A 26,771-nucleotide genomic window follows, 5' to 3' on the forward strand; every position below is an offset into this window, starting at 1 on the left:
GCGCAGACTCCCGGCTTCAGCCGTGGGGTTAGCGCGTCAACTCTGCGCGGACAGTGGAAAGCGCGTTGCTGTGTATTGTTCGTGTGTCCGTCAGGCTGCGGTCGAACAGCAGCATCGTCTTTCAGTGCGCGTTTCATGTGGTGTGGTGCCCGAAGTACCGGCGACGCGTGCTCGGCGGCCGGATCGAGGAACGACTCGAGCAACTCATCCGCGGAGTCGTGGAGGAGAAGGGGGCGTGGCTGGTGGCCTTGGAAGTCATGCCCGACCATGTCCACCTGCTGGTCAAGGTCGACCCGCAGTTCGGCGTCCATAAGCTGGTGAAGGCCGTCAAGGCCCGCACGTTGCGGGTACTGCGCGACGAGTTCCCGTCACTTCGTTCGCGGCTGCCGACGCTGTGGACGAACTCGTACTTCGTGGCGAGCACGGGCGGTGCCCCGTTGGCTGCGGTCCGGGCGTACGTCGGTCAGCGGAAGGACCGTTGAATGCTGACCGGCCGCCGCTATCTGCTGGCGTTCACCGACGAGCAGGCCGCCTACGCCGAGGCGGTCGGCGCGGTCTGCCGTGCGGTGTGGAACACCGCGCTGGAGCAGCGCCGCGTCTACCGTCGCCGCGGCGCATTCATCTCCTATGTGGAGCAGGCCCGGCAGATGGCCGAGGCGAAGAAGGACCCGGACTGCGGGTGGCTGGCCGACGCCCCGTCACACACGCTGCAGCAGACGCTGCGGGACCTGGACCGGGCGTGCAGGACCCACGGGATGTGGAAGGTGCGGTGGCGGTCCAAGACGCGGACCGCGCCGTCGTTCCGGTTCCCCGACCCGAAGCACATCGCGGTACGGCGGCTGAACCGGCGGTGGGGTGAGGTGCGGCTGCCGAAGTTCGGCCCGGTCCGGTTCCGCTGGACCCGGCCGCTCGGCGGCAGCATCCGCAACGCCACCGTGTCCCGGGACGGCGGGCGCTGGTACGTCTCATTCTGCGTCGAGGACGGCGTCGCCGAGGCCGCCGGGAACGGCAGGCCGCCCGTCGGCGTCGACCGGGGCGTGGCAGTTGCGGTCGCAACCTCCGACGGCGGCCTGCACGACCGGGCTTTCGCCACCCCGGGCGAGACGGCACGTCTCAAGCGGTTGCAGCAACGCCTGTCCCGATCGTTGTGCACCGATGGCCGTAACCGCCGCTCCAACCGACGCGACGCGGTGCGTGCCCAGTTCGGCCGGCTCAACTCCCGCATCCGGGCGCGGCGGGCCGACTTCGCTGCGCAGACCGCCGTGCGGCTGGTCCGTGAACACGGCCTGGTCGCCGTCGAAGACCTGCGCGTGACGACCATGACGGCCAGCGCGAGAGGCACCGCCGAGCAGCCCGGCCGTAACGTGCGGCAGAAGGCCGGGCTGAACCGGGCCATCCTCGGCAAGGGCTGGGGCGGGTTCCTGCTCACCCTGCAACACGCGGCCCGCTACCACGGCGCGACCGTCGTCAAGGTCAACCCCGCGTACACGTCGCAGACCTGCAACTCCTGCCGGCACATCGCCCGGGACAGCCGCGAGAGCCAAGCGGTCTTCCGGTGCGTCGCCTGCGGGCACCAGGACAACGCCGACGTGAACGCGGCAAAGAACATCCTGGCCGCCGGACTGGCGGTCACCGGGCGTGGAGACCTCGCCACCGGGCGGTCCGCGAAGCGCCAACCACCCGAACGGCGCTCGGCATGAACGCGCCTCAGCCACGGGAATCCCCCGGCTTCAGCCGTGGGGAGGAAGTCAACCTTTGGTCTTCGTGAAGAGTCGCTCATGCGCCGTCACATCGATTGCCGAAAAGGGTTTCGGCATCGAATATGGACGGACATGGAGCTCAGAGTAAGGCGCCGCCTGATTGTCGGTGTCGTCGCCGGTACGGTGGCCGCCGTCGCACTCGCCGTGACCCTCTACGTCACGACGGGGTCAGGCGGCGGCGCCGGCGGGGAGCGGCCGCAGGTCCAGGCGGCGGAGCAGGCGGGCCTGCCCGCCGACGGCGCCCAGGGGGCCGGGCTCACCAGCGCCGGCCCGTCGGCCTCGGTGTCCGCCTCCGCGCAGACCGCCGGCGCCTGCTCCCGCCCGGTCGGCGCCGCGCCGGTCGTGAAGGTCACCGACGTCGCCACCGGGGTCCGCGTCACCGGCTACGGCCGCGAGGGCGACACCGACCCGCTGCCGATGGCGATCGCGGCGGCGCCCGGCGGCGGGTCGTGGCTGGCGTGGCTCGGCACCGACGGTCGCGTGTATCTCGGCCGGCTCGGCTGCGACGACAAGCTCGTCGGCAGCCCGACCAGCTTCACCGGCATCGACCTGCAGGACGTCGCCGCCGACGCGAACGGCGGCGTGCTGCTGCTCACCCGCAAGGGCGACTGCGGCGGCGGCACCCTCTGCGGCGGCTCGTCGAGCCCGTGCAACACCATGCACATGATCCGGTTCGACAACTCCGGCAAGCAGGTGTGGGAGCGGCAGGTGACGAACCTGACCGGCGACCGCACCGGCTACGACGACGGCGCCAGGTTCATCTGGTGGTACCAGCACCACGGCCGGCTCGCGTACGACGGCACGAACTACGCGGCCTACTTCGGCGTCGCCATCACCGTCAAGAACGGTGCCTGCGTCGACATCCACGAGGGCGACCGCATGCAGGTCGTCGGGCCCTCCGGGGCCCTCGTGCCGGGCCGCGGGAGCTTCGAGGTCGGGTGCAGTCACAGCTGGACGACCCGCATCGCCTGGGACCCGCGGGTCTCCCGCTTCGCGATGGTCTGCGCCACCGACAACGCGTGCCGGATCGCGCAGCCCAATCCGTACCGGACCGTCGCCTCCGGCACCTGCGACGGCACGCTCTTCGGCGGTGACCTGGTCCTCGCCGCCTCGAAGGGCTACTGGACCGCGTGGAGCCAGGGCGGCAAGGCCCGCCTCGAACACTTCAGCACCGGCGCGTCCGACGCCACCGTCACCACTTCGGCGAAGACCGCCCATCCGCACCTGGTGGCCTACGGCTCCGGCCGGATGCTGCTGGCGTGGGAGTCCGGCTCGTCGATGACGGCGCAGGTGTACGACACGGGCGCCGGCCGCGCCGTCGGCGGCACGTTCACCGTCGAAGCGAAGGACCACGCGTACCAGGCGTTCAAGGCGTATCCGGACGGCAGCGTCGCCTACGCGGCGGCCGGCGCGAACGCGACCACGATCCGGATCGCCCGCGTGCAGCCGATGGCCTGACCTGATGGTGGGGCGCCCCCTCGCACAGGGGCGCCCCACCGGCTCTCAGCCGACCGGACGCTTCGGCCAGGTGTCGAGGTCGACCAGGTCGTCGCTGAACGTCGCACCCTCGGCGAGCGCGACCGCGTCCTGCTCGGTGACGTTCTCACCGTGCATACTGACGAACAGGTTGCGACCTCCGGTGTCGGGCACCGCCAGCTGATGACCTGGGCCGCTCGGGAACCACATCGCCGGCCGCCCGCGGACGATCCGGTTCGGCACGTACTTGTCGCCGTCGGCGTCCCAGTCGCGGATGTCGCCGTAGGCGAGGATCAGCGTGTCACCGCGCGGTCCCCGGAACTCCAGGGAACCCGCCTGCCACGACCGGCCGTCCGCACCCGCCGGCGCCATGACGGTCATGCAGTTCTCCCACTCGGTGCCGGCCGGCACGGCACCGACCCGGATCGGCACCGCGCACCGCTGCGACCGGTCGAGATGGATGCCGGTCGCGGCGGCGGCGACGACGGTGCCGGCGTCGTCGGCGTCCATCGTGACCTCGGCCCACACCCCGTCGGCCGGCTGCCACCACAGCACCCATGCCACCTTCGCCGCTTCCCACCCGCCGGGGTACGCCTGGATCTTCCCCGGCCGGCCCGCCACGGTGACCGTGACCGGTGCCGGACTGTTCGGCGGCAGGGTGCGGGTGGTCATCCCGCCGAACTGCGCCCGGTCCAGGGTCTGGCTGATCACCACCTTCGCGGTTTGGTCCGTGGTGGCATCCCGGGTGCCTGAACCGGTCCAGACGCTCACCCGTTCCCTGCCGGGTTCGGTCTCCCACAAGGCGCCTGTTCCACCGAACGCGGCCAGGTCGACGTCGAAGTGCAGCACCGCCCGATCGGTCCCGACCGTGTCCGGACGCTGCGCCGCACCCGGCACGTTCGCCGCCGGCAGGGCCGCGGCCCTCGGGGACGACCTGTTGGCCGAGACGTTCGGCGGCGCCCCGGTCTCCGGCACCCGGCCTGCGGTCAGCTGCGGCTCGACGGTCACGGTCACGGCCACGGCGGCCACCACCCCTGCCGCGGCGACCGCGATCCGGCGCCGCCGGGCGGACCTGACCCGGGCCATGGTGCCGGCGCGCAGCGCCGCCACGTCGACGTCACCCTCGCCGCGCGGGCGCAGGGCGTCGGCGATCGAGTCCACGAGCTCGGTGTGGTTCATCCGGTCCTCCCCGTCAGTACCGGCTCCGTCACGCCGAGCCGGAGGCGCAGCGCCTGCAGCGCGCGGGCCGCGTGCGTGCGCACCGTGGCCTGGCTGCAGCGCATGATGTCGGCGATCGCTGCGTCGTCGAGGTCCTCGTAGTAGCGCAGGACCAGCACGGTGCGCTGCCGCTCGGACAGCCGGCGGATCTGCCGCCACATCGCGTCGCGCTCGACCGTCTCGGTCCCGTGGTCCCCGGCGGCCGGCCCGTCCACCGGCTCGCCGACCGCGGGCTCCCGGTTGCTGCGCCGCCGCCACCACGAGTGCGCCGCGTTGGCGATGACCCGCCGCACGTACACGTCGGGCTGGTCGGTGCGCAGGATCCGGCTCCACCGCGGGTACGCCTTCGCGAGGGCCTCCTGCACGAGGTCCTCGGCGCGGTGCGGGTCACCGGTCAGGACCCGGGCGAACCGGATCAGACTGGGCCCGCGCGCCGCGATGTACTCCTCGAATGTCACGCTGGGAAACCTCCTTCGCGGGTCCAGACGCAACACCGCTCTCCGCCTGTTGACACGCGTTCTGTCGCCGATGCGACGCTGTGCCATGCGGGGGCAAAAACGCGGCAGCCGCCACCGGGACGGTGACGGCTGCCGGACGGGGCAGGGTGGAGCTACCGCACGACGTTGTAGGCGTTGATCTCGCCGGCGCCGTAGAACCCGTTACGGTTCCCGCCGGAGCAGGTGGCCTCGTAGCCGACCAGCTTCGGGACCGGGTTGTAGACGCCGCTCGGGCACGGCAGGCTGACGGCGGTGCGCTCCATGAACGAGGCGAGCGCGCCGGGCGTGAGGTTCGGGTGGGCGGACAGCGCGAGCGCCGCGACGCCCGCGGCGTGCGGGCCGGCCATCGAGGTGCCCTGCTTGTAGCCCCAGCCGTTGGTCTTCGTCACCGTGTTGAAGGTCGTCGACAGCACCCCGTCGGTGATCGTCGACGGGCTGCCGCCGGTGCGGAAGCGAGTGTCGCCGCCGGGCGCGGTCACGTCGACGACGCCCTGGCCGTAGGAGGAGTAGTAGCTCTTCTGCTTGGTCGGGCCGACCGCGGAGACGGTGAGCACGCCCGGAGCCTCGGCGGGCAGGTCGACGCACGCGCCGGTGATGGTGCGGTCCTCGACCGGGAAGCTGCCGTCGTTAGGGCTGCCGCTGTCGACGAACTTGTGCTGCAGGTCGACGTTGGAGTTACCGGCCGACGCGACGTTGAGCACACCCTTGCTCTGCGAGTACCGCAGCGCGCGCTGGACGGCGGTCCAGACCGGCCGCTGCCGCGCGTCGTTGCGGCAGTTGAACTCCCACGGGTCGATGAAGTAGCTGTTGTTGGTGACCCGCATGCCGTGCTCGGCGGCCCAGATGAACCCGCACACGGCGGCCTCCGGGTAGATGAACCCGTCGTCGTTGACGACCTTCACGGAGGCGACCTTCACGCCGGGCGCGACACCCGCCACGCCGACGCCGTTGATGGCCGCGGCGATGGTGCCGGCGACGTGCGTGCCGTGGTCCGACGTGGTCGGGTTCCAGGCGGCCTCGGTCGTGTCGACGACGCCGCCGATGCAGGACGCGCTCTTGTCCTTGGCGATCTGCGTGACCAGGTCCGGGTGCGTGCTCGAGATGCCGCTGTCAAGCACACCGACGACGACGTCAGGGCTGCCGGTGGTGACCTTGTGCGCCTGCGGGACGTCGATCTGCGTCATGTCCCACTGCTGGCCCCACAGCGGCTCGCCCGTCGGGTCGCCGGTCGCCTGGACGGTCGCGGAGTCGACGACGGCCACCGTCTCGTCGTCGTCCAGCGCGGTGGCGAGCCCGCCGGTGGACGCGACCGCGTCGACACCGGCCCCGGCGACCGCCGACTGGAACGCCGGGTTGGTCGTGCGGGCCACGAGCACGCCGATCTGGTCGTAGCGCGCCACGACCGTGCCGCCGGCCGCGGCGACCCGGCTCACCGCCTTGGCGGTCGACTGCCCCTGCGGCGCCAGCACCAGGAACGTGCTCTCCGGCCCGACCGCCCACGCCGGTGCCGAGGTGGTGGCCACAGCCCCGGCCCCGGCAACCAGCGCCGACACGACTGCCAGCGTAGTTCGACGAGAATGTCTCACCGTGTTCCCTCCGTCAGGAATGTCCGGTTGACCGTGCGGCGCGGTAGCGCCGCACGCCGGAAAGAGCGCCACACCGGCCACTCGCGTTACACCACCCACTCGCGTCGCACCGCCCCGGAAGCCGGCGGCGCCGGAAACGCCTGGTGAACGTTGCCGGACGCTTCGCGCCGGGGCCACATCGAGGAACGCCACCCGGCGACAAGCCACCCGACACGCGGGAACGCCCGTCACGCCAGGCGGTCGGCGCCGTCCACGCGGAGCCGGAGGTCGGCCGCGGCGGGGTGGTGCAGGTCGTCGAGGATGTCCAGGGCGCGCCGCCAGGCCTGCACCGCGAGGCCGGCGGCGCCCGCGGCGCAGTGGCAGTCGCCGAGGTGGACCAGGGTGTCGGCCTCGTAGTAGCGGTTGCCGGCGTCGCGGTAGAGCTCGATGGCCCGCTCGTAGGAGGCGACGGCCTCGGCGTGGCGGCCGACCTTGTGGTAGGCGAAGCCGCGGCTGTCCAATGTGGACGGCATCTCGCCGCCCAGGTGGCGCTGGAGATCCAGGGCCCGACGGCAGCAGTCGAGGGCGTGGTCGTAGTCGCCGAGCAGCGCGTGATACCAGCCGACGATGCCGAGCGACAGGGCGTAGCCGGACTCGTGGTCGGCGACCCGGAACAGCTCGAGGGCCCGCAGCGAGTGGGCCAGCGCGCCGCGGTGGTCGGCGTCGCGTTCCAGGGTCAGCGACAGGTTGATGCGGCAGCCGGCCTCCACGGCGGGTTCGTCGATCGCCTGACACAGCTCGATGGCGTGGTCGAGGCGGGTGCGCGCCTCGTCGTCGCGGCCCAGCCGGATGCAGGCCCGGGCGGCGTAGCGGCCGGCGTGGACCTGCCCGACCAGGTCGGCCGAGCGTTCCGCCGCGTCGAGGGCGGCGCGCTGCACGGCGGCGAAGTCGTGCCAGTAGCCGCTCCAGTCGAGGAAGTCGCTCAGGGCCCACGCCAGCTGCCAGGCGTGGGTGTCGAATCCCGCGGTGGCGGCCTGGGTCACCGCGTTGATCAGCACCCGGTGTTCGCGGCCGAGCCAGCGGTGCGCGGCCTCCCGGTCGGGCAGCCGCTCCGGGGTCGTGTCCGCGCGGCGCTCGGTCACGGCGATCCGGTCCCGCGCCGGGTACATCAGCACCGCCGCGGCGTACGCCGTGTGCAGGTAGTGATCCAGCATCCGCTCGACCGCGGCGCCCCGGTCGTGGTCGGTGTCCAGCCGCTGCGCCTGCTCCACGGCGAACGTCCGCAGCAGGTCATGCATGGTGTACCGGCCGGGAACGTGCTCGATGATCAGGTGCGCGTGCGCCAGCTCGGCCAGGGCGGGGCGCACCCCGGCAAGGGAGAGGCCGGTGAGGCTGGCGGCGGCGGGCGCGGTGAGGTCGGGGCCGCAGTGGCCGCCGAGGCGCCGGAACGTCGTCGCGGCCGCCGCGGTGAGATGCTCGTAGGAGCAGGTGAACGCGGCCCGGGCGTCGGCCGCGGCGTCCGAGCCGGTGAAGGGGTCGAGGCTGCCCCGGGCCCGGTGCAGCTCCTCGGCGACGGCGGCGAGCGGAAACGCGGGGCGGGCGCTCGCGCGGGCGGCGACCACGGTCAGGGCGAGCGGGAGCCGCGCGCAGCCGTCGATGATCTCGTCGGCGACGCCGGGCTCCGCGGCCACCCGCTGCGCGCCGAGCCGGTGCGCGAGCAGGTCGCGGGCCTCGTCGAGCGGCATCAGGTCGAGGATCACCCGGTGGGCGCCCTCGACGGCGATGAGGCCGGTCAGCTGGGTGCGGCTGGTCACCAGCGTGAAGCAGCCGGGCGCGCCGGGCAGCAGCGGCCGGACCTGCTCGGCGTCGCGGGCGTTGTCCAGCACGAGGAGCACCCGCCGGTCGGCGAGGATGCTGCGGCACAGGTTGGCCTGCGCGGTGGTGCTGCCCGGTCGCGCGTCGACGGCGACGCCGAGCGCGTCGAGGATGTCGCACACCGCTTCCGCCGGGTCGGCCGGTGGCCGCTCGGGGTCGAAGCCGCGAAGGTTGACGAAGAGCTGGCCGTCGGGAAACCGCGCCGCGACCAGGTGGGCCCAGTGCACGGCGAGGGTGGTCTTGCCGACTCCGGCGGTGCCCGACACCACGGCGATGCGTCCCGTCGCGCCGCCGTCGTCCTCGTCGTCGCCGCGGGCGAGCCGGTGCAGCTCGGCGAGGTGCGCGGTCCGTCCGGCCAGGCGGAAGCTCACCGCCGGCAGCTGGCGGGGCACGGGCCGGACCGGGGCCGGCGGGCGGGGGCGGCGGCGCGTCTCGTGCACCCGGTCGCGCGCGGTGGCCAGCACGCCCCGCTCGCCGGGGGCCGCGCCGAGGAGCTCGACGAGCACGTCGAACCGGTCCGTCGGCGGCAGGATGTCACCGCCGAAGTAGCCGGCGAGCAGGCCGATCGACCATCCGGTGCGGGCCGCCAGCTGGCGGTAGGTGAGCTCGGGTTCCCCGCGCCGGCGGGCGTCGCGTCGGCGCAGCTGACGCAGGATCTGGGCCAGTTGCTGAGTGCTGGTGACATCGTTGGCACGCAGTCCCGCGTCGGTCAGATCGTCGCCCATGTCGCCGACCCCCCATGATCACTCACTGTCGCAGAGCGGTCACAGTCTAGGGATCGACGTTCGCCTTTGGCCAGGGTTGTTCAGGCGTGTTCAGGATCCGCGCCGCGCCGCCGGATGCGGCGGCATCATCGCTTCCGCCCTGACAACCACCCCGAGGGGAACCCCATGAACAAACCCCGGATCTCACGCATGTGGCGGCGGGCGGTGACGGTGCTCCTGGGCGGAGTGCTCGTCATCCCCGCCGTCGCCATGCCGGCCCCGGCGGCCCAGGCCGCGGTGATCCCGAGCGTGGACCAGCAGATCGAGAGCCAGCTGCGCAACATGCTGAACGAGACGCTCCTGGCGTCGGCCAACAGCCAGCTGCGCGCGCTGACCCGCAACGTCGTCAGCCGGCAGTTCGACGGTGACACCAACGCGCTGCTGTCGACCGTCATCGCCGAGGCCGAGGCGGGCGGCATCGTGGACACCAGCGCGTCGTGGTGGCAGTCCTTCAAGAGCAAGACCCTCAACTTCGTCGTCAACGGATACCGCTACGACCCGCAGATCTACATCCCGAACTTCGGCGAGGGCGCCCTCCCCACCTCCGTCGTCGACGTGGCGGTCGCGCCGGCCAGCGACGCCACGACGTCGGTGCAGGGCTACTACGTGGACCTCAACGGCGTCATCCGGCCCACCCCATACATGATCGACGAGACGCGGGTCGCCTCCTACGAGGTGTGGGTGCTCTCGGTCAACGAGAAGATCAACTACGGCGGCCCCGTGCCGGTCGCGCCGTTGCAGGCGCAGGCGCAGCCGGCCGGGCCGCAGGCCACCCAGGCGGCCGGTGCCGGTCTCGCCGCCGCGTGCAACCCGACCGGGCTGCGCAACAACCAGGGCTCCGAGTACCTGCAGCGCTGGCGGGTGCCGGACCGGAGCTCGTTCGGCTCGCTGTTCGAGGGCAAGCGGGAGATGAAGCTGGTCGTGATCGGCTCGATCGGCGGCATCATCAAGACCTACTTCTTCCCCAAGGTCAGGAAGCGGGACATCGACAGCTGGCAGAACTCCGACGTGTTCATCACCACGTGGGACCGCGCGGTGTGGGGCAACGCCATCGCCTACCAGTGGTTCGAGCTCGACGGCGGCGGCACCACCAGCACGGCGGTCAGCGTCCCCGTCCAGGGCGGCGGCACGATCACCAGCACCGTGTCGGGCCAGGAGCGCGACGACAACGGCGGCGGCGCCGCGGTCGTGTTCAGCGAGTCGACGTTCCAGGAGTACGACACCGGCCTGATCAGGTTCAACATGTGCAGCACCGGCGGCGACGGTGGCACCGGCATCGAGAACCTCGCCTGCGGCGCGCTCGCGTCGGCGTCCAGCACCTTCTCCGGGTACTCCCCGTCGAGGGCCACGGACTGCAACCCCGACACCCGCCTCGGCCCCGCGTACAGCTGGGCCAACAACAGCGGCACGTACCCGCCGAACAACCCGGAATGGCTCCAGGCCGACTTCGGCGTGAACAAGACCTTCTCCAGGGTCGTGGTCAAGACCAGCGCCGGCTACCCGATCCGCGACTACGACATCCAGGTCTGGAACGGCATCTCGTTCCTGACGGTCGCGTCGGTGCGCGGCAACACGGCGCTGAGCATCACGTCGACCTTCCCGTCGCGGACGGCCCGGCTGATCCGCATCTCCGGCCGTAGCGGACCGACCCATCAGCTCAACTACGTCCGCGTGAACGAGCTCGAGGTGTACGCGGTGTAACTCGACGAGCGGCACGGGGCGGGCGGCGACGGCCCGCCCGCCCCGGTTGGACCGGTCAGAACGGGTGGAACTCGGTGAAGGGCGGCTCGACCAGCGCGTCCGGCAGCCGGAGGGCGCGGCAGCGGGGCACCGCCTCGGCAGCGGGGTCGTCGGCGATGTGCCGCAGGGTGCCGGCGGCGAAGGCGCCGGGCATCGCCGTCCAGCCCAGGTGCCGCTCGTAGTAGCGGACCGCGGTGCGCACCGACGGCGTCCAGTCGTCGTCCATGACGACCAGCCCGCCCGGCCGGACGATCTTGCGCAGGAAGTAGAGGTCCACGAAGACCTCGTGGAAGCGGTGGCTGCCGTCCACGAACGCCGCGTCGGCGGTGAACCCCTCGGAGACGAGCTCCGGCAGCGCGGCGGAGGACGGCGAGCGCATGAGCGTGGCGATGGAGTCCAGGCCCGCGGCGCGCAGCAGGTCCCAGCCGACATCGGAATACGCCTGGTCCTGGAAGGGGTCGACGATGACGTGCCGGGGGTGCGGCGGGTCGACCGTGACCAGCGCCTCGCCGACCGCGAGGGCGGAGCTGGCGTAGGCGAGCCCGACCTCGACGACCGTCCCGGCCCCGTCGGCGATCAGCAGGTCGCGGAGCAGGTCGCAGTCCCGCTCCGGCATCGTGACCGTCTGGAAGTCCAGCTCGTGGTCCCGCGTCCACGGCGGACCGTCCTGCGCGAGGCGGCGGCGCACCTCGCGGACCCGTGCCCCGCGCTCACTCATCTGTATCTCGCCCCCGATCGACCAGCACCGTAACACGGTCTGGTGTCGGGTTTCGGGCGCTGCCGCGGGGGTTGCGGCGCGTAGCGTACGCGGCATGCAGGCCCGCGCTCGTCGCGTCGATCCAGGGCGTCCTGGACCCCGGACACCGCGTCTCGGCGGTTCGGACAGGTCGAGGAACTGCTCGCGCTGAGCGCCCACGACGCCGGGCTGGAGGCCGCCGCCGTGCACCTCCCGCCCCGCACCTACGAGTCGTACGTCCGCGACACCGCCGCCGACTGGAGCGCCGGTCAGCGACCCGTGGCGGACTGAGCCTTGTCGACCGTCTGCTGAGGAGACTCCTGACCGGGCAGCGACGCCCCGCCGCTGCCCTTGGTCATGGCGACGCTGCTCGCGAGGTCACTCACGCCCGCGCTGCCCTTGGAGTAGTGCTGGACGTCGTACTCGTCGGCGCCGAGATTCCTGGCGACGTTGCCCACATACGCCGCGGCCGCGGAGTGGGCGGCGTCGTCCAGTGTCTTGAGGGTGTCCGCGTGGGTGGCGCCGATGGCGGGCATCTTCTCGAGCTCGGCCTGCTGGGCGAGGGCCTTGGCGATCTGGGCCTCCTGCTCCATCCAGGTCGCGACGTCCTTGTCGTGCTGGGTGGGCACGCTCGCGACCGCGCCGTGGTCCTGCACCCCCGTGGAGTACCCGGCCGGCTTCTCACCGTCGGCCGGGTGCGTGACGCCGGTCTGGCCGCCGTCACCGATCGGGGAGCCCGTGGCGGCGGCGTCGGCGGTGGTGTCGTCGCCGGACGGCTCGCGGGGGCTGGTCACGTAGTAGTGGAAGTCATGGTCGTGGTCGGCGGCGGTGCTCGCCGTGGTCTGGGCCGGTGCGTCGCTGTGCTGGTCGCCGCGCGAGTCGGCGCCGCTCGACGATGACATCGAGGTGGACATCGAGGTGGACATCGAGCTGGACACGGAGTCGTTGGACGTGGAACCGGTGTCGCTCACGGGGTGCTCCTTCGCTGGGCCGGGTTCAGCAGGTGGATGGTGGGCCAGGTGCAGCCGTCGAACTGGGTCAGGGCGGTGCCGACCCGCTCGGGCCAGTCCCCGGCGTCCGGTACACCGCCGACCGTCAGCTCCACAGTGGACGGTCGCCGGGCGCCGAACGTCACCAGGTCGCGCCGTGGCCGGTCGCGGTGCTCCTCGGCGAGCCAGCCGGTCACCGCCGCCAGCTGCTCGGCTCGGGTCGTGCCGGGGATGATCCGGTGGAGCTCGCGCTGCCACCGTGCCGTCCGCGGGTCCGGTCCGTCCGGCCCGCTCAGGGTGAGCGCGTGCCGCACCCGCTCCCACCGGTACGGCCGCGCGAGGAACGTCAGGGCGTCGTCCCCGCACCGGTGCCCTCCCGGCGCCCGCAGGGCCGCGCACACGTGGGTGGCGAGGGCGTCCGGGCTCACCGACGGCTGCAGCACGGACGACCGGACGGCGACCGCGTCGTCGACGGCGTGGGAGATCGCGCAGTCCAGGACCCGCGCGCCGGCCGCCCGGCCCGCGAGGGCCTCGAGGAGGTCGGGCCGCGGCGCCGGCGTCGGGTGGCCGGCGAGGTGCGCCAGGACCGCCAGCTCCGCCCACAGCGCCAGCCACGGCTCGGCGGCGAGCAGCTGCTGCGCGGTCCGCATGTGCCGCAGCGTGCACGCCGACCGCAGGCAGGCGGCGCCGCACGTGGCGCTGCGCCGGCCGATGACGGCACCGATGCCGGCGGCCGACCTGTTCGCGTCTTCAGCGTCGGTACCGCCGGGCACCCGCACCAGGAGCGCGTGGTCTGCGCCGTCGGGGAACACCGCCGCCTCGCCGGGCGCGAGGGTCAGCAGGTGCCGCGACTGCTCCTCGTCGAGGTTCATGGCGGCGCCGACGAGGTCCCGGTCGTCGGCGGCGGCGAGCCGGTGCACGACCTTGACCGCCGTGTTCTTGACGACGTCGGGGACGAGCTTGCCGGGGATCTGCTCGACCACGACGATGCCTTCGCCGTACGCGCGGACCTCGGCCAGCAGCGCCGCGAACAGCTCGACCGCGTGCGCGGCCGGCCCGGGCGTGTCCGCGCCGGGGCGGCGCAGCAGCCGGTGCGCCTCCTCCACCACCGTCAGGTGCCGCAGGCCGCGGGCGGCCGGCGCGACCCGCAGGTGCTCGACGAGCCGCATGACGACCGCGCCCATCAGGAACGCCTTGTCGGTGTCGTCGCCGACGTCCTCCAGCTCCAGCACGACGTCGTGGGACAGGAGCCGTCCGACGTCGATCGGGTGGCCGCCGTCGAAGAACCTGCCGACGCTGCCGAGGCGGAGGCTGGCCAGGCGGACGGCGATGAACCCGCGCACGTTGTCGGAGATCTCCCGCCCGTAGCCGACGTCGCGGACCACGGCCTCGGCGACGCGCTGCAGGTCGCCGAGGGTGGGGTAGCGCGGTCGCTGCCCGGGGTGCGCGGGCGCGCCGAGGGTCAGGTCCCAGCCGAGCTCCTCGTAGCAGCGGTGCAGGGCGGCGGCGAGCACCTGCGGGAACGGCTCGTGCGCCGCGAACGCCGCCAGGAACAGTGCCCGCAGCAGCTCCACGTGGGTCTGCAGCGGGAAGCCGGGCGCCGGTTCGAGCGGGTTGAGACCGGCCGGCGGCGCGTCGGGGTCGTTAGGGCGGATGACGACGGCGCCGCCGAGCCGGGCGTACTCCGCCTTCGCCGGCTCCAGGACCAGCCACGGCAGCCCCCGCCGGGTCGCCTGCCGGAGCAGGTGCCGCACGGTGTGCGACTTGCCGGCGCCGGTCGTGCCGCAGACGAGCGTGTGCCGGTTGAGCGCGCCGAACGGCAGCCACAGCTCGTCGCACGGGTGCCTCGCGCGGTCCAGGACGGCGCCGAGCCGCACGCTCTCACCGGGCGGCTGCTCCGGGGTCACGTCGAACGTGTGCGGGGTGACCAGACGCAGTCCCGGAAGCTCCCGCCGGGGCGGTCGGAGCAGCGCGGTGAGCAGCGGCGCACCGGCGGTGAACCAGCCGCCGGCGGCCAGCGCGTCCCGCAGCGGCCGCGCCTGGTCGCCGGGGATCAGCCGGTAGGGCAGGCCGTCGAGCTGCGCGGCCGCGCACAGCATCGCGGCGGTGACGGCCGTCTGCCGCGGGACGGCCCCGGCGACGAGCACCTTGACCCGCCAGGCGCCGCCGAGCTGGGCGCGGGTCAGCTCGCGGTGCCTGGCCTGCTTGCGCTCCAGGGTGCGGCGGCCGGCCTCGCTCAGCTGCGGCCGGTCGAGGACCACGATGTCGGTGACGAGGCCGTCCAGCTCGGGCTCGACGGCGGCGGCGGTCAGCGGCCCGGCGACGACGAGGAACGCGAACGGTTCGCTCAGGTGGCCGACGAAGCTGTCGAACGCGCCGCGCCCCTCCTCGCCGCCCCACAGCGGGTCGAACCGGCCCTCGCACACCACCCAGTGCGGGAACGCGTCCAGCAGCGCGGTGGCCGCGCCCGCGTCGAACGGCTCGGCGACGGCGCCGGGCGGGAACAGCACCCCGCCGTCCACCGCGGGCGGGAACAGCGGGCGGCCGGCCAGCAGGAGCCGCAGCCGGCGGTCCGCCGGTGGGCGCGTCCAGACCGCCATGACCGCGGCGTCCGGGTGGCCCGCGAGTGCGGCGTGGGAGCCGTCGACCGCGGCCCGGAGCTCCTCGTCGCCGGCCGGTCCGGGGACCTCCAGCAGGCGGTGGAACCGGAACCCTCGCAGCGCGTCCCCGGTCACCCGTCCTCGCCCCGCAGCGCCACCCGGTCCAGCAGGCAGATGCCGGGGTTGCCGTCGGCCAGCTCGACCCGGCGGCCGCGCGCCGTGTTGTCGACGAGGACGAACGAGGTCTCCGGCAGGCTCATCAGCTGCTGCGGGTCGACCAGGAACTCGTACACCCGCGACGACACCGAGGCGGAGCTCACCTGCTGCGTCGAGGACCAGCTGCGCACCCCGGACCACGTGTGCCCGCGCGACTCCGCGAGGCCGGTGGTGGCGCCGCGTTCGCGGACGGCGCCGGGCAGGGCGTTGGAGGCGCGGTCGGTCGCGCCGGTGAACGTGTCGCCGCCGCCGTCGGTGAACGCCCGGCCCACCTCCCGGGTCACCTGGCTGACCACGAACCGGTGCTCGCGGCCGATGAACGCGGCGGCCACCTCGGCGTCACGGTGGTTGAACAGCTTCATGACGCAGACCGCGCCGCCGGTGCCGACGGTCCGCTCGATGTCGCCCTGCGGCTGGTCGATCATCAGGATCAGCCTGATCCCGGCGGCGCGGGCGTTGTCCGACAGCATCTCCAGGGTCGCCGCGCCGAGCCGGTCCGCGCCCGCCACGACGAACACGTCCGCGAACCTCCGGCCGCGGTGCATCGCGGCCTGCGCGAGGTGGGCGAGCATCCGGTCGACGAGGTCCTTGCGGTCGTCCCGGCCGCCTGCCGTCGCCACCACCGACAGCGCCGCGTCCGCCCACAGCGGCCGGCTGCCCACCCGGACGGTCTCGCCGTCGCTGAGCACGGCCAGCTGCCCGGCGACGAACCGCAGCTGCCGGACCGACCAGTCGTCGTCGCCGACCTCGCCGACGCGCTCGGCCAGCTGCCGCAGCTCGGCGGGGGTCAGTACCGGAGCGGCCGTGGCCCTGCGCAGCACCTGCACCCCGGCGGCCAGCCGCGCGAGGGTGACCGGCCCGTCGAGGGTGCGCAGGACCTGCCGGAGCAGGTCCCTGGTGAGGGCCCGCTCGTGCCGCAGGTCGCCGGTCTCGTCGCGCCCGGTCAGGGTGTACGTCACGACGTCGAGCAGCGCCTCCTCGCCGACGCCGGCGAACAGGTCGACGCCCGCCCCGGGCAGGTCGACCCGGTGCGTGGCCCGCCCCCGGGCCCGCGCGACCGCTTCGAGCCCGCCGCCGACGTCCCGCCCCGTGAGGTCCATCAGCGCGATCCGCTCCCCGCCGGCCAGCACCGACGTGCCGAGCGTGACGAGCAGGCTCGCCCAGCCGTGCCGGCGCGGGTCGCCGCCGATCACGTCCGTACGGGCCGGCGGCACCTCCGGCAGCACGGGGATCCACTCCGGCCCGTCCCTGCGCGCGTGCACCCGCTCGTCCCGCCGGCGGATCGCGTCGTTCCACTCGGCGGCGGCCGTCTCGTACCGCTGCCGCTCCAGCCTCCTCGCCCGGCGGAACGGCGCCTCGAACTCCCGCTGGTTGCGCAGCGCCACGTAGTACGCGCCCACCCGGGGCAGCACCTTGAACGCCAGCACGAGCAGGCCGATCCCCGCGAACAGCCGCACGGCCGGGTAGGCGTCCCCCTCGAACCCTTGCTCGGCCAGCCACTGCCGCACCCGCGGCAGCAGGACGCCGGCCGCGACCAGCCCGCCGACCACGGCCAGGACCTGCCCCATCAGCGCCCAGAACGCGACCGACACCGCCCGTCGCAGCTCGCTGGTGTCCGGCCGCGGCGGCTCCACCCACTCCGGCCGCTCCGACGGCACGAGCCCGTCGTGCCGCTCGCCCGCCACGACGTCGACGCTCCGCCACCCCCATCGCCCCGGCGTCACGAAGAGCCGCTCACCCAGCTCCGCCGCCCACGGCACCGCCTCGTCACCCATGCCGCGAGTCTCCGGCCGCCGCCCGACCCCCAGAAGAGGAAAATTCCCTATCTCCGGCCGCTCGCACGGGCGATGGGATTCGCGGGGGTCTGGGAGGATCCGGGGATGTACCGAGCGGTTCGTGCTGTCGTCGTGGTCGCGATGATGCTGGGTTCCGGCGGGTGCGGGCAGCAGGTCGGCGACGGCGGGTGGAGCGCCGACACCGAGGGGCGGAAGGGACTCGGGAAGGTGCCGGCGACCGAGCTCGGGTTCGTCAGGCACGGCGGGGCGGTCGAGTGGCCGGCGGTGTCCGACTGGATCCCGCAAGGGCAGGGGTTGCAGCGGCTGCTGCCGGTCGGGGGGTGCGTGCTCGGGATCGGCACGTATCAGAACGGGTTCCGGGCGGTCGGGGCGAACTGGACGGGGAACGAGACGTGCGACCGGCTGGCGATCGACCCCGCGCCGGGCGGGAGCGACGCCGGCGGGGACCGGCCGCCCGGGAAGGGCGGCGGGTGGGCCGGTGGCGGGATCGGCGGGGACGGGTTCGTCGTCGAGGCGGAGGGGAGCGTCCTCGCCGCCGGAAGTTCCGGGCTCTACCGGTACCGCGGCGGCGAACCCCAGCAGCTGGCCAGGCTGGACCTGTCGACCACCGGGTTCGAGGGGCAGGGGTCGCGGAGCCTGGTCAGGGGGATGGTCAGGACGGCGAGCGGCAGGATTATCGTCAACGCCGACCTGACCGCGAAGAAGGAGCAGCCACCGGCGGTCCTTGTCTCCGACGACGGGGGCGTGACGCTGCGGCGGGTCGACCTGCCGGCGGCACCACGGCAGAGCCGGGCGGAGCGGCAGCTGCTCGCGGTGCTCGAGGCGGACGGCGACACCGTGGTCGCGATCGGCTACGGATGGGACCAGCCAGGGGCGTGGCGGTCGACCGACGGCGGCCGGACCTGGCAGGTGTCCACAGTGGAGGGACTGCCGGCGGGTCTCATGCTGACCCGGCTGGTGAAGGCCGCCGACCGGTGGCTGGCGTTCGGCGGGATCGAGGGCGGCGGGCAGCAGGACTCCACGTACGTGCTGACCAGCGCCGACGGGCTGACGTGGACGCGGGGCACGGTGGAGGGCATGGGGGCCGGGCGGGTCGCGGACGTCACCGCGGGCGGGGACGGGACCGTGGTGGTCGTCGGCGTCATCGACGACTCCCGGCAGCACAAGGTGGACGAGCGCAACGACTACTGCGGCGTCGTCTGGCTCGGCGACGGCGCCGGGGCGTGGCAGCGCGGGGAGTTGGGCTGCGGTGACGCCCCGCCGCAGGCGGTCGCGACGCTGCGCGACGGGCGGGTCGTCATCGCCGGCAACCGGGACCTGTGGGTGCGGGCGGCGACGTAGGTCAGCCGGAGGGCACCAGCAGCACCTTGCCGATGTTGTGGCGCTCGCCGAGGCGGCGGTGCGCGTCGGCGGCGCGGTCGAAGGGATACACGCCGTCGATGCGCGGCTTCACCACGCCGGCGTGCCACAGGTCCATGAGCGCCGACAGCTCCTCGCGGAGCAGGTCGGGGCGGCCCCACAGGTGGCCGAGGTTCACGCCGCTGACCGTGCGGTTCTGGTTCATCAGGCCGAGCGGGCTCAGCAGCGGCACGCCCACCGCCTGCCGGGCGAGCCGAAGGATGCTGCGCCGCTCACCGGAGGCAGCGTTCGCGAAGCCGTACGCGATGAGCTGCCCGACCGGTCGCAGCAGCCGCATCCCGCGCTTCCAGTCGCGACCGCCGAGCGGGTCGAGGACGATGTCGACACCGTCCCCGCCGGTGAGGGCACGGACCCGGGCGGCGTAGTCCTCGGTGCGGTAGTCGATCGGATGCGTGCAGCCGAACTCGCGCAGCACCTCGTGCTTGCCGGCCGACGCGGTCCCGAACGTCACCACGTCCGGCACGGTGCGGCACAGCTGCAGCACGGCGAGGCCCACGCCGCCGGCCGCCATGTGCACGAGGATCCGGTGGCCGGCGCGGAGGTTCGCCACGCGGAAGAGCATGTGGTACGCGGTGAGGTAGTTGACTGGGATGGCGGCGGCCTCCTCGAACCCCAGCGCGTCGGGCAGCTCGACGACCTGCGCGACGGGGGCGCACACCAGCTCGGCGTGCCCGCCGAAGCGCACGAGCGCCAGCACCCGGCTGCCGATCGCCGGGCCGTCGACGCCCGGGCCGTGCGCGTCGACCACGCCCGCCACCTCGTAGCCGACGACGCACGGCAGGCGCGGCGCGTCGGGGTAGAGGCCCTGCCTGGCCATCACCTCGGCGAAGTTCAGCCCGGCCGCGTGCACCCGGATACGGATCTCGCCCGCGGCGGGCGACGGGTTGGGCGTGGTGCGCACCTCGAGCACCTCGGGGCCGCCGGCCCTGGTGATCCAAACCGCTCGCATGCACCGACTCTAATGTGTCCTGGGTCACACCCGTCGCCGGGCCCGCAGCTGGCCTCGGTTATCGTCGCTCAATGGGCCATCCCATCATGTTCGACGACGCCGACCCGATCCTGGGCCGGGTGCGGGAGCTCGCGCTCGCCCTGCCCGACGCCGCGGAGAAGATCTCCCACGGGCACCCGGCGTTCTACACGACGAAGGTGTTCGCCTACTACGGCGGCTCGGTCAAGGTCGACGGCACCTACCGGCAGCACGAGCGCTCGGTGCTCGTGCTGGTCGACCCGGCCGAACGCGAGGCGCTGCTGGAGGACGCCCGCAGCTACGTCCCGGCCTACCTCGGCCCGTCCGGCTGGATCGGCGTGGACCTGGACGACGACACCGACTGGGACGAGATCGCCGAGCTGCTGGACGCGAGCTACCGGCGGACCGCCGGCCGACGCCGCGTCGCTCTCCTGGACCACGACGCCTGATCACGGTTGCTGTCTACGGCTTGCGCAGCCAGAGCGTGGTGCCGCTGTCCCGCGCCCTCCCGGTTTACGGCTTACGCAGCCAGAGCGTGGTGCCGCCGATGGCGGCGACGCGGCCGTCGGCGAGCTGGGCGAGGGAGGCTGGCACGCCGTGGCAGCCGAGCGGCTCCGCCACCCAGGCGTCCGGGTCACGCCGCCACACCGTGGCGCACTCGCCGTCCGCGCTGACGGCATAGACGGACGGCGGTGGCGCCGGCGGGCCGCCGAGATCGAACACCGGCCGGGCGGGTGGGCGCAGCGCGTACACCGAACGGAACGGCCTTGCGCCGGCCGGCACCGCGCGGAGATCCCGTTGCCAGGTGACGCCGTCGGCGGAGGTGAGGACCACGACGTCGCCGCCCGGGCCGGTGCCGGTGGCGACGAACGCCGAGCCGTCGTGGGCGACACCGGTCAGCTCGGCCGCCTCCGGGTGCGCCCGGACCTGCCAGGTGAAGCCGCCGTCGGCGCTGGACCAGATGACGGCGGTGCCGCCCGCGCGGCCGACCACGACACCCGGGCCGATGTCGAAGGCGGAGCGTTCGGGGCGGAACACGTCCGGCGCGCCCGCGACGCCGAGCGGCTCCGCCGGGCCGGTGCCGGGCAGGGGCAGCGGGCGGTCCCACCAGTGGCTCCCGCTGGGCGACAGGTACACCGTCGGCTCGTCGCCGTGCCGTCCGACGACCGCGTACTGACTGTAAATGGCACCGACGGCCACCGGCACGTCGCCCCGGTCGTCGGGGGGTTCGCGGAGCCGGCCCGACACCCCGCCGGACGGGCCGCCGAGGGTCGTGTCGGCCCACGCACGGTCACCGGCGGTGGCGGCGGCGACCGTCAGCCAGGTGCCGTTGCCGTCCAGGTCGGTCGCGTCCACGACCGTTTCGCGCTGGGTGATCTGAGGGTTCGTCGGCGGCACCTCCACGGGCCACTCGAGCCGGACGGTGTCGCACGCCCCGGCGGCGACCCAGATCCCGACGTGCCGGCGGATCCCGGCGTCGACGGTGCCGGTGGCCGAGAAGCAGCCGTCCGCCGACGGGTACAGCAGGACCGCGCTCACGGTGGCACCCGGCGGCGCCGCGAAGGCATCGGGGATGCGCCGCCACAGCACGTCTCGGCGGTCCGGTGCGCCGTCCGGTCCGCCGTCCGGTCTGTGCCGGGCCGCGATCGTGACCGCGGCGCCGGCGAGGACCGCCAGCGTCGCCGCGCCCGCCCCCACGAGCCGCCACCGCACATCCTCGACGGTACCGGCGATCAGGCGACGAGATGACCGGCACGCTGACCTCAACGGTCAACCTCACACGTGGGTGAAATGTTGCGGAGTTTCCCGAATTGTCCGCGGTGCCGCTCATGTTGCGGCAGCGTCGCCGGTACGGGGTAACGCCTGCTCAGGCCGCCGGTCGCGGGCAGCGCGCTCGCAGCTTTCTGTCAGGCGGCGCGGGTAGGCTTCCCGGCGGGGGCTTCGAACGATGGGGGATGGCAGCATGGGATTCTTCGACCAGCTCAAGAGCCGGACGCAGGAGATGAGCGGGCAGCTCAAGACGCGGGCCGGCCAGTTCAAGAGCAAGGAGTTCGCCAACGCGAGCATGGCGATGTGCGCGCTCATCGCCGCCGCCGACGGCAGCATCGACCCGTCGGAGCGCCAGCGCACCGAGGGAGTCATCACCAGCAACGACATCCTGGCGGTCTTCCCGCCCGACGAGCTGCGGCAGAAGTTCGCCTTCTATGCCGACCGGCTGGTCCGCGACTTCGAGTTCGGCAAGGTCGAGGCGATCGCCACGATCGCGAAGCTCAAGTCGAAGCCCGACCACGCCCGCGCCGTCATCCAGATCGGCATCATCATCGGCGGCGCCGACGGCAACTTCGACGACAACGAGAAGAGGGCGGTCCGCGAGGCCTGCTTCGCCGTCGGCATCCCACCGGCGGAGTTCGACCTGTAGCAAGCCCCGCACACCCGGCGCGGCGGCCCCGGCCCCGCGCCGGCGACATCACCTGATGTATTGACCTGGGTGCTGAACGTAGCCGGGTCGCCAATGCCACAACGACCGCCACCAGTGCCGGGCAGATCCATTGGCATCGACGATGTACGCTGCGGCCGTGCCTGCAACGGGGAACGTGAAGAGCAGGCGGTCGCGCTGGACGGCGAACATCGTCATGCTTGTCGTGGCGGCGCTGGTGGCGATCGTCGTGCGCACCTATCTGGTCCAGACGTTCTTCATCCCGTCAGGCTCGATGGAGCAGACGCTGATCATCGACGACAAGGTGCTCGTCAACAAGGTGCTGTACCGCTTCCGTGACCCCGAGCGCGGCGAGATCATCGTCTTCCGCCCGCCGCCCGCGTGGTCCGCCGGCCCCGACGAGGACTACATCAAGCGCGTCATCGGCGTCGCCGGCGACCGCGTCAAGTGCTGCGACGACAAGCACCGGGTCACCATCAACGGCACCGCCCTGGACGAGGACTACCTCTACCCGGGCGACGAGCCGTCCATGACCCCGTTCGACGTCACGGTGCCCGCCGGCCGCCTGTTCGTGCTCGGCGACCACCGCAGCGCCTCCGCCGACTCCCGCGCCCACCTCGGCGCCTCCAGCGGCACCATCCCCGTCGACCGCGTCGTGGGCCGCGCGTTCGTCACCTGCTGGCCCCTCCCCAGATGGCGCAGCCTCTCCGTGCCCTCGACCTTCGCCGGCGTGCCCAACCCGCACTGACCTGCCACCGCATCGCGACCCGCGCGACGCCGGGCGGGTCGGCGGACGTGGGCCTGGGGTCGGTCGTGTTCGTGCCGGCGGGGGAGGAGCACCGGTTCGTCGACGTGACCGAGGACCTGGCCCTGCTCGTCGTGTTCGGCCCCGCGTACGGCAGCCGCGCCACCGGATGAGGCCCGCGTACTGCAGCCGCGACCGGATGCGAAGGCCAGCCTGCTTCCACCGCTGGTCGGCTCAACGGCCGCGGTGGCGGGCGCGGGCGGCCTGGCGGGTGAGGTGGTCGCGCTCCGGGACGCTGGTCGCGGCGCGGGACGCCTCGGCGTAGAGGTCCGCGGCGCGGGCCAGGTCGCCGGCGCGCTCGTGCAGATGGGCCGCCACCGCCGCGTACCGGGGGACGGCCGGGTCGACGCCGCCCAGCGCCGCCAGGCCGGCCCGCGGGCCGTCGGCCTCGCCGACCGCGACGGCCCGGTTGAGGCGCACCACGGGGCTGTCGCCGGTGAGCGGGAGCAGCTCGTCGTACCACTCGACGATCTGCACCCAGTCGGTCGACTCCGTGGTGCGCGCGTCGGCGTGCAGGGCGGCGATCGCGGCCTGCGCCTGATATTCGCCGAGCCGGTCGTGGGCCAGCGCCGCCTGCAGGATCTCGACCCCCTCGGCGATGAGGGCGGTGTCCCAGCGGGACCGGTCCTGTTCGCTCAACGGCACCAGCCGGCCGTCGTCGCCGGTACGGGAGGCGCGCCGCGCGTGGTGCAGCAGCATCAGCGCGAGCAGCCCGGCGACCTCAGGTTCCCGGGTCAGCGCGAAGAGCTGGCGGGTGAGCCGGATCGCCTCGGCGGCCAGGTCGACGTCGCCGCTGTAGCCCTCGTTGAACACGAGGTACAGCACCCGCAGCACCGTGCCCAGGTCGCCGGGCCGGTCGAGGGACTGCCCCGCGATGCGGCGCTTCGCGCGGCTGATCCGCTGCGCCATCGTCGCCTCCGGCACCAGGTAGGCGAGGGCGATCTGCCGCGTCGTCAGCCCGCCCACGGCGCGCAGCGTGAGGGCGACGGCCGCGGCGGGCGGCAGCGACGGGTGCGCGCACAGGAAGTACAGCCGGAGCGTGTCGTCGGCGCCGGGCACCGCCCCGGCGGGCGGCTCGTCCTGCACGGCCAGCTCCCGGTCCCGCCGGGACGCCTCGGAGCGGGCGGCGTCGACGAACTTGTGCCACGCCGCGGCGACGAGCCAGGCCTTCGGGTCGCGCGGCGGGTCGTCCGGCCACAGCTTCAAGGCCCGGATCAGCGCCTCCTGCACGGCGTCCTCGGCCGACGCGAAATCCGCTCCGCGCCGGACGAGGACACCGATCACCGCGGGCACGAGCTCCCGCAGCAGGGGCTCGTTCATTCGCCGACCGAGGGCAGCTCGGTGTAGAACGGCCGGACCTCCAGCCACTCGAGGATCGGCCGGCCGCCCGGGCCGGGAGCGGCGGACAGCTCGCCGGCCAGCTCGACCGCGCGGTCCCACGACTCGACGTCGATGACGTACCAGCCGGCGATGAGGTCCTTCGTCTCGGCGAACGGACCGTCGGTCACCGGCGGCCGCCCCTCCCCGTCGTGCCGCACGAACGCGCCCTCCGGAGCCAGCGCCTGCATGTCGACGAACTCGCCGGCCTTCTCCAACCTGGTCGCGAATTCGCCCATGTACCGGATGTGCGCGTCGACGTCCTCAGGCGCCCACTGGTCCATCGGCGGGTGGTCGACCGCCGGCGTCGGTCCGCCACGGTAGTGCTTCAGCAGCAGGTACTTCACGGTGTGCTCCTTCGTTCTCGACCGGTTGTCCCCCTGGGACGGAGCCGGCTCCCCGTTCTCGACACCGTCAGGCATCCCGGCGAAAATATGTACCCCGCCCCGCCGAAGTCACCCAGCCGCCCCTTGCCGGCCGACGGCGTCCCGGGAGAAGCGGCCAAGCTGTCCGTGGATGCGCTCGTGGCCGGCGGTGACGTGGAGGCAGCCATCGCGACGGCTCGGCGGCACGCGGACACCGGCGACCGGAACGCGGCGCACCGGCTCGCGCAGCTGCTGGCCGGTGCGGGGCGCGTGGACGAGATGTTCGCGTTCCTGCGGCCGCGGCTGACCGACCCGCGGCTGGCGGAGGCGCTGGTCGAGGCGAGCGCGGGGCATGGCCGCGACGACGAGGTCGTGGCGCTGCTGCGGGAGGTGATCGCCGCGGGCGAGCACCTTCCGAGCTGGCGGCGCGAGCCGAACAACGGAACCTGGCTGCTGTCGCAGGTGCTGGAGCGGCAGGGGCGGGTGGACGAGGCCGCAGCCCTCCTGGCCGTCTCCTTCAACGACGTCACGGGGCTGGCGGAGCTGCTCGCCCGGCACGGCCGCGAGGCCGAGCTGGTGGCGCTCGGCGCGGGCGACGACGGCGAGCGTCGCCGTATCGCCGGCGCGAGCCTGGTCGACATGCTCCTTGCCGCGGAGCGGACGGACGAGGCGATCGGCGTGCTGCGCCGCCTCGCCGCGGAGGGAGACCAAGGCGCCGCGTGCCGGCTGGCGCGGTGGCTTGCCGAGCACGCCCGGGTGGACGAGGCGATCGACGCGCTGCTCCCGGTCGCGGCGGCGATCGAACCGTACCCCGGTGACGTCCACGGTGCCGTCTGGCAGCTGATGGAGCTGCTCATCGGCCGCGGCGGCGCCGGCGACGCCCTGGCTTGCCTCGACGAGCTGGTGGCTGGCGGTGTCGGGTTCGACCTCAGGTACCACCGGTTGGATGTGCTCTTCGCGTGCGGCCGGGCCGACGAGGCATTCGCCGAGCTGCACCGCCTCGCCGCGGCCGGCGACCAGCACGCGGAATCGTCGCTGGCGAGGATGCTGATCGCCGCCGGGCGCCTGGAGGAGGCGGAGTCGGTGCTGCAGCCCGGCCGCTCCGATCACCTCCACGGCGAGTTGCTCGCCGAGGTGCTGATCCGGCAGGGCAGGGTCGACGAGGCGATCACCGTCCTGCACGCCCGGGAGCCGCTGGTGTGGGGTGCGGCAGCGGGCGAGTAAGGCCGCGCGCTGGTCATGCGTCCCGGCGGTGGAAGACGTACGGCCTCGACCTTGCCGGCATCCGCACAAGGGCGGCGCCGGGAATCCGGCCGGTGAGGCCGGGTGGTCAGCGCCGTGGGCAGCCGCGCCTCACCTGGTCCTGCCAGCTGGTGCCGTTCAGCTGGATCGTGGTTGTCACCGGGCGTCGGACCCCGTCCTCCGTCACCGCCACCAGCCCGACCCGTAGCGGCCGGCTCGCGGCGTCGTCGGTGCAGGTGATGGTGGCGCTGACCCGGAACCAGCCCGCCGCGCCAGGCTCGATCCGGTGCTCGCCCCAGACCATGACGTCGGCGACCACGCCCGCGCCGGCCACCTGAACCGGCCTCGGCCCGCCGTTGAGCACGGTCACGGTGCCCCCGATGGTCAGCCGGCTGCGGTCGCCCTGGCCCGACTCCGTCCCGGCAACCGTCACGAACAGCGACACCTCCGCCGCCCGCCGCTCCTCCTGCCGCGCGGCCTCCCACCGCTGACCGGCGACGGCACCGATCAGGACGCCGAGCACCACGAGCGCCACCGCCTTCACCGGCACCCTGCGTCGCCACCGCGCGACCACCGACGGCCGCACAGACTGCTCCGCGGGCTCGTCGAGATCGATGACGTTGACCGCTTCCCCCATCGACCCACAGTACCGGCAGGGGCTGCGGCGGCCGCGTCGGGCAGGATGGTCCGATGACCGGCTACTGGGACCCGCTGCCCACCGCGCGGAGTGTGGTGGAGCGCCTCGGCGAGCCCGCCGATCGGCTCTTCACCGGGCGTTGGGAGCATCGGAACTGGCGCAACGTGCCGGGGCCGTTCTACGCGGGCGAGACCGACAGCCTGGCCATCGGGCGGCTGGATGCCCCGGACCACATCTGCTACGACGACGATCTCGGCGGCGGATTCGGGTTCGAGTTCATCTACCGGCAG

The 26,771-nt window shown here is 73.5% G+C and carries 23 protein-coding genes; 10 read left to right on the top strand and 13 right to left on the bottom strand.

Translation table 11 applies throughout. The features are described from left to right. The first annotated feature begins 83 nt into the window (after positions 1 to 83). The 3 genes from tnpA (at position 84) to ABD332_RS04485 (ending at position 3,218) form a co-directional block, all read left to right on the top strand. Positions 84 to 482 carry an IS200/IS605 family transposase gene (gene tnpA / locus ABD332_RS04475; RefSeq protein ID WP_344499767.1) on the top strand — a complete coding sequence of 133 codons (399 nt, stop codon included), beginning with the start codon at positions 84 to 86 and terminating at the stop codon, positions 480 to 482. After that, positions 483 to 1,700 carry an RNA-guided endonuclease InsQ/TnpB family protein gene (locus ABD332_RS04480; protein ID WP_344499769.1) on the top strand — a complete coding sequence of 406 codons (1,218 nt, stop codon included), beginning with the start codon at positions 483 to 485 and terminating at the stop codon, positions 1,698 to 1,700. A gap of 132 nt (positions 1,701 to 1,832) precedes the next feature. Further along, a complete protein-coding gene (locus ABD332_RS04485) occupies positions 1,833 to 3,218 on the top strand; it encodes a hypothetical protein (RefSeq protein WP_344499771.1) in 1,386 nt (461 codons plus the stop codon). 45 nt (positions 3,219 to 3,263) lie between these two features. On the opposite strand, the gene ABD332_RS04490 is transcribed toward ABD332_RS04485, so the two are convergent. From ABD332_RS04490 to ABD332_RS04505, 4 genes are all read right to left on the bottom strand, one after another. Next, positions 3,264 to 4,415: a hypothetical protein gene (locus ABD332_RS04490; protein ID WP_344499773.1), complete on the bottom strand. Its 1,152-nt coding sequence runs from the start codon at positions 4,413 to 4,415 to the stop codon at positions 3,264 to 3,266. Next, positions 4,412 to 4,912, bottom strand: coding sequence for a SigE family RNA polymerase sigma factor (locus ABD332_RS04495; protein WP_344499774.1), 501 nt, complete (start codon positions 4,910 to 4,912; stop codon positions 4,412 to 4,414). The genes ABD332_RS04490 and ABD332_RS04495 overlap by 4 nt, the downstream gene beginning before the upstream one ends. A gap of 152 nt (positions 4,913 to 5,064) precedes the next feature. Further along, positions 5,065 to 6,504, bottom strand: a complete 1,440-nt coding sequence (locus tag ABD332_RS04500) for a S8 family peptidase (protein ID WP_344499776.1) — start codon at positions 6,502 to 6,504, stop codon at positions 5,065 to 5,067. Positions 6,505 to 6,764: 260 nt separating this feature from the next. Then, positions 6,765 to 9,116 (bottom strand): ATP-binding protein, encoded by a 2,352-nt coding sequence (locus ABD332_RS04505; protein ID WP_344499778.1) that lies wholly within the window; start codon positions 9,114 to 9,116, stop codon positions 6,765 to 6,767. Positions 9,117 to 9,281: 165 nt separating this feature from the next. Between ABD332_RS04505 and ABD332_RS04510 the strand changes: the two genes are divergently transcribed. Continuing rightward, positions 9,282 to 10,856, top strand: coding sequence for a discoidin domain-containing protein (locus ABD332_RS04510; protein ID WP_344499780.1), 1,575 nt, complete (start codon positions 9,282 to 9,284; stop codon positions 10,854 to 10,856). A 55-nt stretch (positions 10,857 to 10,911) separates the two neighbouring features. Here the strand turns inward: ABD332_RS04510 and ABD332_RS04515 are convergent, their stop codons facing one another. The 4 genes from ABD332_RS04515 to ABD332_RS04530 all read right to left on the bottom strand — a co-directional run bounded on the left by ABD332_RS04515 (position 10,912) and on the right by ABD332_RS04530 (position 17,211). Beyond that, positions 10,912 to 11,613 (bottom strand): class I SAM-dependent methyltransferase, encoded by a 702-nt coding sequence (locus ABD332_RS04515; protein ID WP_344499782.1) that lies wholly within the window; start codon positions 11,611 to 11,613, stop codon positions 10,912 to 10,914. 287 nt (positions 11,614 to 11,900) lie between these two features. After that, positions 11,901 to 12,602: a hypothetical protein gene (locus tag ABD332_RS04520; protein WP_344499784.1), complete on the bottom strand. Its 702-nt coding sequence runs from the start codon at positions 12,600 to 12,602 to the stop codon at positions 11,901 to 11,903. Continuing rightward, positions 12,599 to 15,355, bottom strand: a complete 2,757-nt coding sequence (locus ABD332_RS04525) for an ATP-binding protein (RefSeq protein ID WP_344499786.1) — start codon at positions 15,353 to 15,355, stop codon at positions 12,599 to 12,601. The genes ABD332_RS04520 and ABD332_RS04525 overlap by 4 nt, the downstream gene beginning before the upstream one ends. Then, positions 15,352 to 17,211 carry a hypothetical protein gene (locus tag ABD332_RS04530; protein WP_344499788.1) on the bottom strand — a complete coding sequence of 620 codons (1,860 nt, stop codon included), beginning with the start codon at positions 17,209 to 17,211 and terminating at the stop codon, positions 15,352 to 15,354. The genes ABD332_RS04525 and ABD332_RS04530 overlap by 4 nt, the downstream gene beginning before the upstream one ends. A gap of 105 nt (positions 17,212 to 17,316) precedes the next feature. Here ABD332_RS04530 and ABD332_RS04535 point away from each other — a divergent pair, with 105 nt between their 5' ends. Beyond that, on the top strand, positions 17,317 to 18,573 hold the full coding sequence (locus ABD332_RS04535) for a beta propeller repeat protein (RefSeq protein ID WP_344499790.1): 1,257 nt from the start codon (positions 17,317 to 17,319) through the stop codon (positions 18,571 to 18,573). Between the two features lies 1 nt (position 18,574). Here ABD332_RS04535 and ABD332_RS04540 read toward each other — a convergent pair whose 3' ends face one another. Continuing rightward, positions 18,575 to 19,600: a synaptic vesicle VAT-1 family membrane protein gene (locus ABD332_RS04540; protein WP_344499792.1), complete on the bottom strand. Its 1,026-nt coding sequence runs from the start codon at positions 19,598 to 19,600 to the stop codon at positions 18,575 to 18,577. Positions 19,601 to 19,671: 71 nt separating this feature from the next. On the opposite strand from ABD332_RS04540, the gene ABD332_RS04545 reads away from it, so the two are divergent. Beyond that, the gene (locus ABD332_RS04545; protein WP_344499794.1) at positions 19,672 to 20,067 is read left to right on the top strand and encodes an MmcQ/YjbR family DNA-binding protein; all 396 of its coding nucleotides are present in this window, start codon (positions 19,672 to 19,674) and stop codon (positions 20,065 to 20,067) included. 64 nt (positions 20,068 to 20,131) lie between these two features. Here the strand turns inward: ABD332_RS04545 and ABD332_RS04550 are convergent, their stop codons facing one another. After that, a complete protein-coding gene (locus tag ABD332_RS04550) occupies positions 20,132 to 21,331 on the bottom strand; it encodes a beta propeller repeat protein (RefSeq protein WP_344499796.1) in 1,200 nt (399 codons plus the stop codon). Positions 21,332 to 21,581: 250 nt separating this feature from the next. Between ABD332_RS04550 and ABD332_RS04555 the strand changes: the two genes are divergently transcribed. The 3 genes from ABD332_RS04555 to ABD332_RS04565 all read left to right on the top strand — a co-directional run bounded on the left by ABD332_RS04555 (position 21,582) and on the right by ABD332_RS04565 (position 22,973). Next, positions 21,582 to 22,037 (top strand): tellurite resistance TerB family protein, encoded by a 456-nt coding sequence (locus ABD332_RS04555; protein WP_344499798.1) that lies wholly within the window; start codon positions 21,582 to 21,584, stop codon positions 22,035 to 22,037. A 142-nt stretch (positions 22,038 to 22,179) separates the two neighbouring features. Continuing rightward, positions 22,180 to 22,803: a signal peptidase I gene (gene lepB, locus ABD332_RS04560; protein ID WP_425552117.1), complete on the top strand. Its 624-nt coding sequence runs from the start codon at positions 22,180 to 22,182 to the stop codon at positions 22,801 to 22,803. A 47-nt stretch (positions 22,804 to 22,850) separates the two neighbouring features. Next, the gene (locus tag ABD332_RS04565; protein WP_344499800.1) at positions 22,851 to 22,973 is read left to right on the top strand and encodes a hypothetical protein; all 123 of its coding nucleotides are present in this window, start codon (positions 22,851 to 22,853) and stop codon (positions 22,971 to 22,973) included. Positions 22,974 to 23,034: 61 nt separating this feature from the next. Here the strand turns inward: ABD332_RS04565 and ABD332_RS04570 are convergent, their stop codons facing one another. Together ABD332_RS04570 and ABD332_RS04575 are read right to left on the bottom strand one after the other, a co-directional pair. Then, positions 23,035 to 24,180 (bottom strand): RNA polymerase sigma factor, encoded by a 1,146-nt coding sequence (locus tag ABD332_RS04570; protein ID WP_344499802.1) that lies wholly within the window; start codon positions 24,178 to 24,180, stop codon positions 23,035 to 23,037. Next, a complete protein-coding gene (locus ABD332_RS04575; protein ID WP_344499804.1) occupies positions 24,177 to 24,584 on the bottom strand; it encodes a YciI family protein in 408 nt (135 codons plus the stop codon). The genes ABD332_RS04570 and ABD332_RS04575 overlap by 4 nt, the downstream gene beginning before the upstream one ends. 165 nt (positions 24,585 to 24,749) lie before the next feature. Here ABD332_RS04575 and ABD332_RS04580 point away from each other — a divergent pair, with 165 nt between their 5' ends. After that, the gene (locus ABD332_RS04580) at positions 24,750 to 25,826 is read left to right on the top strand and encodes a tetratricopeptide repeat protein (RefSeq protein WP_344499806.1); all 1,077 of its coding nucleotides are present in this window, start codon (positions 24,750 to 24,752) and stop codon (positions 25,824 to 25,826) included. 106 nt (positions 25,827 to 25,932) lie between these two features. Here ABD332_RS04580 and ABD332_RS04585 read toward each other — a convergent pair whose 3' ends face one another. After that, positions 25,933 to 26,481: a hypothetical protein gene (locus ABD332_RS04585; protein WP_344499808.1), complete on the bottom strand. Its 549-nt coding sequence runs from the start codon at positions 26,479 to 26,481 to the stop codon at positions 25,933 to 25,935. Positions 26,482 to 26,771: the final 290 nt, after the last annotated feature.

The organism is Dactylosporangium maewongense, assembly GCF_039531485.1.
In the GTDB taxonomy this organism is placed as follows: domain Bacteria; phylum Actinomycetota; class Actinomycetes; order Mycobacteriales; family Micromonosporaceae; genus Dactylosporangium; species Dactylosporangium maewongense.

Coding starts and splice junctions, on each gene's coding strand:
- ABD332_RS04510 (WP_344499780.1), top strand. CDS start 9,282: ATGAACAAACCCCGGATCTCACGCATGTGGCGGCGGGCGGTGACGGTG.
- ABD332_RS04545 (WP_344499794.1), top strand. CDS start 19,672: ATGGGCCATCCCATCATGTTCGACGACGCCGACCCGATCCTGGGCCGG.
- ABD332_RS04480 (WP_344499769.1), top strand. CDS start 483: ATGCTGACCGGCCGCCGCTATCTGCTGGCGTTCACCGACGAGCAGGCC.
- ABD332_RS04555 (WP_344499798.1), top strand. CDS start 21,582: ATGGGATTCTTCGACCAGCTCAAGAGCCGGACGCAGGAGATGAGCGGG.
- ABD332_RS04485 (WP_344499771.1), top strand. CDS start 1,833: ATGGAGCTCAGAGTAAGGCGCCGCCTGATTGTCGGTGTCGTCGCCGGT.
- ABD332_RS04530 (WP_344499788.1), bottom strand. CDS start 17,211: ATGGGTGACGAGGCGGTGCCGTGGGCGGCGGAGCTGGGTGAGCGGCTC.
- ABD332_RS04490 (WP_344499773.1), bottom strand. CDS start 4,415: ATGAACCACACCGAGCTCGTGGACTCGATCGCCGACGCCCTGCGCCCG.
- ABD332_RS04540 (WP_344499792.1), bottom strand. CDS start 19,600: ATGCGAGCGGTTTGGATCACCAGGGCCGGCGGCCCCGAGGTGCTCGAG.
- lepB (WP_425552117.1), top strand. CDS start 22,180: ATGTACGCTGCGGCCGTGCCTGCAACGGGGAACGTGAAGAGCAGGCGG.
- ABD332_RS04585 (WP_344499808.1), bottom strand. CDS start 26,481: ATGGGGGAAGCGGTCAACGTCATCGATCTCGACGAGCCCGCGGAGCAG.
- ABD332_RS04515 (WP_344499782.1), bottom strand. CDS start 11,613: ATGAGTGAGCGCGGGGCACGGGTCCGCGAGGTGCGCCGCCGCCTCGCG.
- ABD332_RS04570 (WP_344499802.1), bottom strand. CDS start 24,180: ATGAACGAGCCCCTGCTGCGGGAGCTCGTGCCCGCGGTGATCGGTGTC.
- ABD332_RS04535 (WP_344499790.1), top strand. CDS start 17,317: ATGTACCGAGCGGTTCGTGCTGTCGTCGTGGTCGCGATGATGCTGGGT.
- ABD332_RS04505 (WP_344499778.1), bottom strand. CDS start 9,116: ATGGGCGACGATCTGACCGACGCGGGACTGCGTGCCAACGATGTCACC.